Origin of the sequence: Streptomyces sp. NPDC050264 (assembly GCF_040655895.1) — a bacterium.
Taxonomy (GTDB): Bacteria; Actinomycetota; Actinomycetes; order Streptomycetales; family Streptomycetaceae; genus Streptomyces.
In genome coordinates this window covers 22,743-30,765 of sequence record NZ_JBFAKV010000043.1, presented here as the reverse complement: position 1 = coordinate 30,765, position 8,023 = coordinate 22,743, and the positions used below count along the sequence as shown (strand labels likewise).

General features: G+C 69.9%; 7 protein-coding genes and 1 pseudogene. 2 read left to right on the top strand and 6 right to left on the bottom strand.

The window, feature by feature from the left end; all coding sequences use genetic code 11:
* Positions 1 to 181: pseudogene (gene manB, locus AB0J02_RS41340) on the top strand (phosphomannomutase/phosphoglucomutase); the annotation flags it as partial.
* 18 nt (positions 182 to 199) lie between these two features.
* On the opposite strand, the gene AB0J02_RS41335 reads toward manB, so the two are convergent.
* From AB0J02_RS41335 to AB0J02_RS41310, 6 genes are all read right to left on the bottom strand, one after another.
* Positions 200 to 1,225, bottom strand: coding sequence for a LacI family DNA-binding transcriptional regulator (locus AB0J02_RS41335; RefSeq protein ID WP_363199084.1), 1,026 nt, complete (start codon positions 1,223 to 1,225; stop codon positions 200 to 202).
* Positions 1,218 to 1,538, bottom strand: a complete 321-nt coding sequence (locus tag AB0J02_RS41330) for an L-rhamnose mutarotase (RefSeq protein ID WP_363199083.1) — start codon at positions 1,536 to 1,538, stop codon at positions 1,218 to 1,220. The genes AB0J02_RS41335 and AB0J02_RS41330 overlap by 8 nt, the downstream gene beginning before the upstream one ends.
* 10 nt (positions 1,539 to 1,548) lie before the next feature.
* Positions 1,549 to 2,640, bottom strand: coding sequence for a rhamnose ABC transporter substrate-binding protein (rhaS, locus tag AB0J02_RS41325; RefSeq protein WP_363199082.1), 1,092 nt, complete (start codon positions 2,638 to 2,640; stop codon positions 1,549 to 1,551).
* 50 nt (positions 2,641 to 2,690) lie between these two features.
* Positions 2,691 to 3,695 (bottom strand): ABC transporter permease, encoded by a 1,005-nt coding sequence (locus AB0J02_RS41320; protein WP_363199081.1) that lies wholly within the window; start codon positions 3,693 to 3,695, stop codon positions 2,691 to 2,693.
* On the bottom strand, positions 3,688 to 4,743 hold the full coding sequence (locus AB0J02_RS41315; RefSeq protein ID WP_363199080.1) for an ABC transporter permease: 1,056 nt from the start codon (positions 4,741 to 4,743) through the stop codon (positions 3,688 to 3,690). The genes AB0J02_RS41320 and AB0J02_RS41315 overlap by 8 nt, the downstream gene beginning before the upstream one ends.
* A 97-nt stretch (positions 4,744 to 4,840) precedes the next feature.
* Entirely contained in the window at positions 4,841 to 6,352 is a 1,512-nt protein-coding gene (locus tag AB0J02_RS41310; protein ID WP_363199079.1) for a sugar ABC transporter ATP-binding protein, read from the bottom strand.
* A 374-nt stretch (positions 6,353 to 6,726) separates the two neighbouring features.
* On the opposite strand from AB0J02_RS41310, the gene rhaI reads away from it, so the two are divergent.
* A complete protein-coding gene (rhaI, locus tag AB0J02_RS41305) occupies positions 6,727 to 7,893 on the top strand; it encodes an L-rhamnose isomerase (RefSeq protein ID WP_363199078.1) in 1,167 nt (388 codons plus the stop codon).
* The last annotated feature ends 130 nt before the right edge of the window (positions 7,894 to 8,023 follow it).

The window sequence follows — 8,023 nt, the reverse complement described above, 5'->3', positions numbered from 1 at the left end:
CGGCGACCGCGACGACATCACCCTGGACGAACTCGACGGCCTCACCGTCACCTCCGCCCACTGGTGGTTCAACGTCCGCCCCTCCAACACCGAGCCGTTGTTGCGGCTCAATGTGGAGGCGCGGGACGAGGAGATGATGCGGGCCGTGCGGGACGAGGTGTTGACGACGGTACGCGGCTGAGGCAGTGCGGCGGCCGCATCAGCTGAGTCCTCTGCTCGATCCCCGTACCACCAACTCCGGCCGCAGCACGACGTGTTGATGCCGGTGCTCGGCGGCGCGCTCGCCCGTCTCCTGGAGCAGCAGCTCCGCCGCGATGGCGCCGAGGGTGAGCGCCGGCTGGCGCACCGAGGTGAGCGGGACCGTGGCGGCCGCCGCGAACTCGATGTCGTCGTAGCCGACGATGGACATGTCGTCGGGGACCTTGACCCCCGCCGCGTACAGGGACTGCAGGACGCCGAGCGCGAGCAGGTCGTTGGCACAGAAGACCGCTGTGGGGCGCTGCGCCAGGCCGAGGAGGCGGGCGCCCGCGTCACGCCCGGCGGCCACGTCGAGCCGCTCCGTGGGCAGTTCGCGCAAGGTCTCCCCGGGCAGGCCCGCCTCGGCGAGTGCCTTCAGGGCGCCCTCGCGGCGGTCCTGCACCTGTTTGAGGTGGGCCGGGCCGCTGACGTAGGCGAGGGAGCGGTGGCCCCCGGCGATGAGGTGGCGGATGGCGAGCGCGCCGCCCGACACGTCGTCGACGGAGACCGAACACCCCTCCTCGTCCCCGGCGACCCGGTCCACGACGACGTACGGGATGCCGTGGCGACGGAAGTCGCGCAGGGTCGCGCCGCTCGGGTCGGCCGGGGTGATCAGGGCGCCGCGCACCCGTTGTTCGGCGAAGAGCGAGAGGTACTCGGCCTCCTCCGACGGGTTCTGGGCGCTGTTGCACACCATGACGCCGAGCCCCGCGTCGCGGGCGGCGCGCTCGGCGCCGCGCGCGACGTCCACGAAGAACGGGTTGCCCATGTCGAGGACGAGCAGCGCCATGATGCGGCTGTGCCCGGCCCGCAACTGACGGGCGTACTCGCTGCGTACGTAGCCGAGCCGTGCGATGACCTGCTGGACGTGGCGCCGGGTCGGTTCGGAGACGCGGTGGGGCTGGTTGAGGACGTTGGAGACGGTGCCCACGGAGACTCCCGCTTCGTGGGCCACGTCCTTGATGCCGACCGACGCGCGCTCACGCAAGGTGGAAGACCTCGGTGAGCGGACGCATCGCGGCGTCCGGGGCCTGCCCGTCCAACTCCTCGAAGAACGCGCCCATTTCCGCCTGCCACCGGGCGTTCACGTCGGTGGCGTCCATGGCGGCGCGGGCCTTGTCGAAGTCCTCCGTCTCCAGGTAGCCGACGAGCAGGCCGTCGTCCCTCAGGAAGAGGGAGTAGTTGTGCCAGCCGGTGGCGGTCAGTGCCTCCCGCATCTCCTGCCACACGTCCTCGTGGCGGGCGCGGTACTCGTCGATCCGGTCGGCCTTGACCTTGAGCAGAAAACAGACGCGCTGCATCGACACTCCTTTAGAACTTGAACTGGTCGATGTTGTTCTTGTCGAAGACGGTCGGCTTGCCGAGGGAGACGACACCGTCCTTGCCGATGGTGAACTCGCCCAGGTCGCCGGCCTTGTACTGCTCGCCTTCCTTGCCGGTGATCTGGCCGGACTCCAGGGCGACGGCGGTGTGCGCGGCGAGCGCGCCCAGCTTCGCCGGGTCCCACAGCTCGAACGCGTCGACGGTGCCGTTCTTGACGTAGGCGCGCATGTCGTTCGGGGTGCCGAGTCCGGTCAGCTTGACCTTGCCCTTGTACTTCGAGCCGGACAGGTACTGGGCGGCGGCCTTGATGCCGACGGTGGTCGGGGAGATGATCCCCTTCAGCTTCGGGTGCTCCTGGAGGAGCCCCTGGGTCTGCTGGAACGACTTCTGGGCGTCGTCGTCCCCGTAGGCGGTCGTGACGAGCTTGATGTCCTTGTACTCGGGCTTCTTCAGCTCGTCCTTCATGTAATCGATCCACGTGTTCTGGTTGGTGGCCGTCTGGGCCGCCGAGAGGATCGCGATCTCGCCCTTGTTGCCGATCTGCTTGGCCATCTGCTGCACCTGGGTGCGGCCGAGGTCCTCGGCGCTGGCCTGCGAGACGAAGACGTTGCGGCAGTCGGCCTTGGTGTCGGAGTCGTACGTGACGACGCTGACGCCGTTCTTCATGGCCTGCTTGAGTGCCGTGCACAGGGCGCCCGGGTCCTGCGCGGACACGGCGATGGCGTCGGCCTGCTGCTGGGTGAGGGTGTTGACGTAGGAGACCTGACCGGAGGTGTCGGTGCCGCTGCTGGTGCCGACCTCCTTGTACGTCGAGCCGAGCTCCTGGACCGCCTTCTTGCCGCCGTTGTCGGAGGTGGTGAAGTACGGGTTGTTGACCTGCTTGGGCAGGAAGGCGACCGTGAGGCCCTTCTTGGTGGCCGCGTTCGGGTCGGCCTTGCCGGCGGCGTTGGACTTGGCCGCGCCCTTGTCGGCGTCGTCCTTGGTGGTGCCACCGCAGGCGGTGGCGCCGAGGACGAGGGCCGTGGTGACGGCGAGCGCGGCGGAGAGCCGGCGGGTTCTGGCGGTGACGGTCCGGGACATGGCGGTTCCTTACGGGTGGTGGGCTGTACGGAGCTGAGGGCGCGGGCGTGTTACGAGGTGGCCGGTGCCGGGGGCGGGGCCGCGGTTGTTCTGCGCCGGGCCCTGGCCTGGGCGATCTGGCGGCCGACGCGGGGGGCGAGCACGGAGATCACCAGGAGGACGCCGGTGACGACGATCTGGGACTGCGCGGAGACGTTCAGCAGGCTCATCACGTTCTGCAGCGAGCCGAGCAGGAAGACGCCCGCGATCGCGCCGCCGAGGGTGCCCTTGCCGCCGTCGAAGTCGATGCCGCCGAGCAGCACCGCCGCGATGACGGAGAGTTCGAGGCCGGTGGCGTTGTCGTAGCGGGCGCTGGCGTAGTGCAGCGCCCAGAACACTCCGGTGAGCGCGGACAGCACGCCCGTCGTCACGAACATGGACAGCTTGAGCCGCTTGACGCGGACGCCGGAGAACCGGGCCGCCTCCTCGCTGGCGCCGATCGCGAAGAGCGAGCGCCCCACGCGGGTGGCGTGCAGGACGACGACGGCAACGGCGAGAAGCACGATGAACGGGAGCGCCGCCCGCGGCAGGAACGTCTCGCCGAAGCGGCCCGCGCCGAAGTCCAGGTACTGCGTGGGGAAGTCGGTGACCGAGTCGGAGCCGAGGACGATCTGGGCGATGCCCCGGTAGGCGGCCATCGTGCCGATGGTGACGGCGAGGGAGGGCAGACCGAGGCGGGTTACGAGCAGGCCGTTGACGAGGCCGCAGACGACGCCGAGCAGCAGGCACAGCGGGATGATCGTTTCGATCGCCATGCCGTTGTTCCACAGGGCGCCCATGACGGCGCCGGACAGACCGGCCGTCGAGCCGACCGACAGGTCGACCTCGCCGGAGATGACGAGCATCGTCATCGGCAGCGCGATCAGGGCGATCGGGAGCGTGTTGCCGATCAGGAACGAGATGTTGAGCGCGTTGCCGAAGTTGTCGACGAACGAGAACGAGCAGAGCAGCAGCACGATCAGCAGCGCGCCGACGGCGGTGTCCCAGCGCACGGCGTTCTTCAAGGTGTCAGGCATGGCGGGCGCTCCTCATCTGTGCGGCCTGCTTGCGCAGCACGGCGGCGACCCGCAGGGCCAGGATCCGGTCGACGGCGATGGCGAGCAGCAGCAGGACGCCGTTGATGGCGGTGACCCAGACGGAGCTGACGCCGATGGCCGGCAGGACGCTGTTGATGGAGGTCAGCAGCAGCGCGCCGAGGGCCGCGCCGTAGACGGTGCCGGAGCCGCCGGTGAAGGCGACGCCGCCGACCACGACGGCGCTGACGACGGTGAGTTCGTAGCCGTTGCCGGTGGCGGAGTCGACGTTGCCGAAGCGGGCCAGGTAGAGGGCGCCGGCGAGTCCGGCGAGGGCGCCGCACAGGACGTAGGCGGTCATGATGCGCTTGCGGACCGGGACACCGGCGAGGGTGGCGGCCTCGGGGCTGGAGCCGAGCGCGTACATGTCGCGGCCGCTGCGGTAGCTGCGCAGGTAGTAGCCGACACAGAGCAGGACGGCGACGGCGAGGAGCGCCAGGTAGGGCACGACCCACAGGCCGTCGTGGCCGAAGTCGACGAAGGAGTCGGGCAGGTCGGCGGCGACGATCTGCTGCGAGCCGACCCAGATGGAGTCGATGCCGCGCACCACGTACAGGGTGCCGAGGGTGACGACGAGGGCGGGGACCTTGCCGAGGCTGACGAGCGCCCCGTTCAGGACGCCGAAGACGGCGCCGATCGCGACGGCGTAGAGCACGGCGATCAGTGAACTTCCGCCGCCATGGAGGTAGTCGCCGGCGGCGAAGGCGGAGATACCAAGAACGGAGCCGACGGACAGGTCGACGTTGCGGGTGATGACGACGACGGCCTGGCCGGTGGCGACGAGGACGAGGATGGTGGCGTTGAGGAGGAGGTCCTTGACGCCCTGCTCGGACAGGAACTCGCTGTTGGAGACCTGGGTGGCGAGCAGCATCACGAGGAGCACGCCGGCGACGGCCAGTTCGCGGGCCTTGAAGACCTTGTCGATCAGGCGGCGGCCCGCGGTGGGCTCCGGTGCGGTGTCCTCCCGCACAGGCTGAGTGGTAACGGTCATGATCCAGCCACCTCTACGTGCCTCAGGGGCGCGAGCGACCACATGTGTGGCGTAGTCGCCGACGAACGGGCAACAAACAAGGGTGAGTTCGCGGGCATCAGGCGGCCCTCCCCGTCGCCGCGGCCATCACGGACTCCTCGTTCGCCTCGGCGCGGGAGAGCTCCGCGGTGAGGCGTCCTTCGTGCATGACGAGTACGCGGTCGGCCATGCCGAGGATCTCCGGCAGGTCGGAGGAGATCATCAGGACGGCGACGCCCTCGGCGGCGAGCGAGGACAGCAGCCGGTGCACCTCGGCCTTGGTGCCGACGTCGATGCCGCGGGTCGGCTCGTCGACGATGAGTACCTGCGGCCCGGTGGCGAGCCACTTGGCGAGGACGACCTTCTGCTGGTTGCCGCCGGAGAGGGTGCCGACGACGTCGGCGAGGCGCGCGTACTTCACCTGGAGCTTGACGGACCAGTCGAGGGAGCGGCTGCGCTCGGCCTTGCGGTTCATGAGTCCGGCGCGGCTGGTGTCGGCGAAGCCGGTCAGGCCGATGTTGCGCTCGATGGACATGTCCATCACCAGGCCCTGGGCGCGGCGGTCCTCGGGGACGAGCGCGAGGCCCGCGTGCATCGCGAGGCTCGGGGCGCCGGGCTTGAGCTTCTGCCCGAGCACCTCCACGTCACCGCCGTCGAAGCGGTCGACGCCGAACACGGCGCGGGCCACCTCGCTGCGGCCGGCCCCCACCAGGCCCGCGAGGCCGACGATCTCGCCGCGCCGCACCTCGAAGGAGACGTCGGTGAAGACGCCCTCGCGGGTCAGCCGGCGGACGCTGAGCGCCACCTCGCCGATCTCGGTGTCCTGCTTGGGGTAGAGCTCGTCGAGGTCGCGGCCGACCATGCGGCGTACGAGGTCGTCCTCGGTGAGGCCATCAAGGGGCTCGCTGGCCACCCAGGCGCCGTCGCGCAGCGTCGTGACGCGCTGGCAGAGCCCGAAGATCTCTTCGAGGCGGTGCGAGATGAACAGCACGGCGGCGCCCTGTTCGCGCAGGGTCCGCACGACGCCGAAGAGGCGGGCGACCTCGCTGCCGGTGAGCGCGGCGGTCGGCTCGTCCATGATCAGGACCCGGGCGTCGAACGAGAGGGCCTTGGCTATCTCCACGAGCTGCTGGTCGGCGATGGACAGGCCGCGCGCGGGCTGGTCCGGGTCGAGCGCGACACCGAGCCGCTTGAACAGCCCGGCCGTGGCCTCCTTGACCGCGCGGTGGTCGACGCGGCCGAGCGAGCGGCGCGGCTGGCGGCCCATGAAGATGTTCTCGGCGATCGACAGGTCGGGGAAGAGCGTGGGCTCCTGGTAGATGACGGCGACGCCGGCGTCCCGGGCGTCGGCGGGGCCGTGGAACTCCACCGGGGCGCCGTCGAGCAGGACCGTGCCGGTGTCGGGCCTGTGCACCCCGGCGAGGGCCTTGATCAGGGTCGACTTGCCGGCGCCGTTCTCACCGGCGAGGGCGTGCGCCTCTCCCGCGTACAGGCGCAGACTGACGTCGCGCAGGGCGCGCACGGCACCGAAGGACTTGCTCACCCCCTCCAGCGCGAGCACCGGAGTGGTCTCCGGTTCAGGATGCGTCATTGCATGTCTCCGTGAGTGTGCATGGGTGGGCCGGGCCGTGCCGAGCGCACGGGAGTGGCCGCGGGCGCCGGGTGGATCACCGGCGTGAAATGTTTCAGTGAAGTTGCCCGGAAGCTAGCTCCGTCCCTCCGGAGAGGTCAAGGGGCCGGAGTGGACCCGATTCGCCGAGCTGCGGCGAATTGCCCCCTTCGCCCACCCCCGCCCACTCGTGAACTGCGAGGAAAAAGCGGTGAAGACCGCGCGGGAACCATGAACAGCACGATTGCGTAACGCACTTGACCTCGCGCCGGACCCGGCCCGCCCCCTTGACTGCCGGATCGCCCGGGGTTAACTTCCCCAGCGAAGTGAATCGATTCACGCACTCAGAGGTGGACATGCCTGACATCGCTGCCGTCAAGGCCGCACTCGCCGATCAGCGGATCGAGACGCCGTCCTGGGGTTACGGCAACTCCGGCACCCGGTTCAAGGTGTACGCCCAGGCCGGCGTGCCCCGCACGCCCCAGGAGAAGCTCGAAGACGCGGCGAAGGTGCACGAGTTCACCGGTGTCGCGCCCAAGGTGGCGCTGCACATCCCGTGGGACACCGTCGACGACTACGCGGCGCTCGCCGCCTACGCGAAGGAGCGCGGTGTCGAACTCGGCACCGTCAACTCCAACACCTTCCAGGACGACGACTACAAGCTCGGCAGCGTCTGTCACCCGGACCCCAAGGTGCGCCGCAAGGCCGTCGGCCACCTCCTGGAATGCGTCGACATCATGGACGCGACCGGGTCGAAGGACCTGAAGCTGTGGCTCGCCGACGGCACCAACTATCCCGGCCAGGACGACATCGTGGCCCGCCAGGACCGCCTCGCCGAGTCCCTCGCGGCGGTGTACGAGCGGCTCGGCGACGACCAGCGCCTGCTCCTCGAATACAAGCTCTTCGAGCCCGCCTTCTACACGACGGACGTGCCGGACTGGGGCACCTCGTACGTGCAGTGCCTCAAGCTCGGCGAACGCGCCCAGGTCGTGGTGGACACCGGGCACCACGCGCCGGGCACCAACATCGAGTTCATCGTGGCGCTGCTGCTGCGCGAGGGAAAGCTCGGCGGCTTCGACTTCAACTCCCGCTTCTACGCGGACGACGACCTGATGGTGGGCTCCGCCGACCCGTTCCAGCTGTTCCGCATCCTGCACGAGGTCGCCAAGAACGGCGGCTTCGACGCGGAGACGAACGTGGCGTTCATGCTCGACCAGTGCCACAACATCGAGGCGAAGATCCCCGCGGTCATCCGCTCCGTGATGAACGTGCAGGAGGCCACCGCCAAGGCCCTCCTCGTCGACCGCGACGCCCTGACGGCGGCCCAGCGCGAGGGCGACGTCCTCACCGCCAACGCCGTGCTCATGGACGCCTACAACACCGACGTGCGCCCGCTGCTGCGCGAACTGCGCGAGGAACAGGGCCTCGCCCCTGACCCCGTCGCCGCGTACCACGCCAGCGGGTGGCAGGAGCGGATCGTGGCCGAGCGGGTGGGCGGCGAGCAGGCCGGCTGGGGGGCGTGACGCCTCCTCGTGTCGGCGGCGGAGGGTGACCGTGTCTTTCTTGCCGCCCGCGCTCGGGGGGCGTGACCGCAGCCCCTTCCCGCCCGCGGCGGGGAGTGTGACCGGGTCACTCCTGCCGACCGCGGCGGGC

Excerpts from the sequence above, each read along its gene's own strand:
- AB0J02_RS41330 (WP_363199083.1), bottom strand. The coding sequence starts at position 1,538 with ATGCAGCGCGTCTGTTTTCTGCTCAAGGTCAAGGCCGACCGGATCGAC.
- rhaS (WP_363199082.1), bottom strand. The coding sequence starts at position 2,640 with ATGTCCCGGACCGTCACCGCCAGAACCCGCCGGCTCTCCGCCGCGCTC.
- AB0J02_RS41320 (WP_363199081.1), bottom strand. The coding sequence starts at position 3,695 with ATGCCTGACACCTTGAAGAACGCCGTGCGCTGGGACACCGCCGTCGGC.
- AB0J02_RS41315 (WP_363199080.1), bottom strand. The coding sequence starts at position 4,743 with ATGACCGTTACCACTCAGCCTGTGCGGGAGGACACCGCACCGGAGCCC.
- AB0J02_RS41310 (WP_363199079.1), bottom strand. The coding sequence starts at position 6,352 with ATGACGCATCCTGAACCGGAGACCACTCCGGTGCTCGCGCTGGAGGGG.
- rhaI (WP_363199078.1), top strand. The coding sequence starts at position 6,727 with ATGCCTGACATCGCTGCCGTCAAGGCCGCACTCGCCGATCAGCGGATC.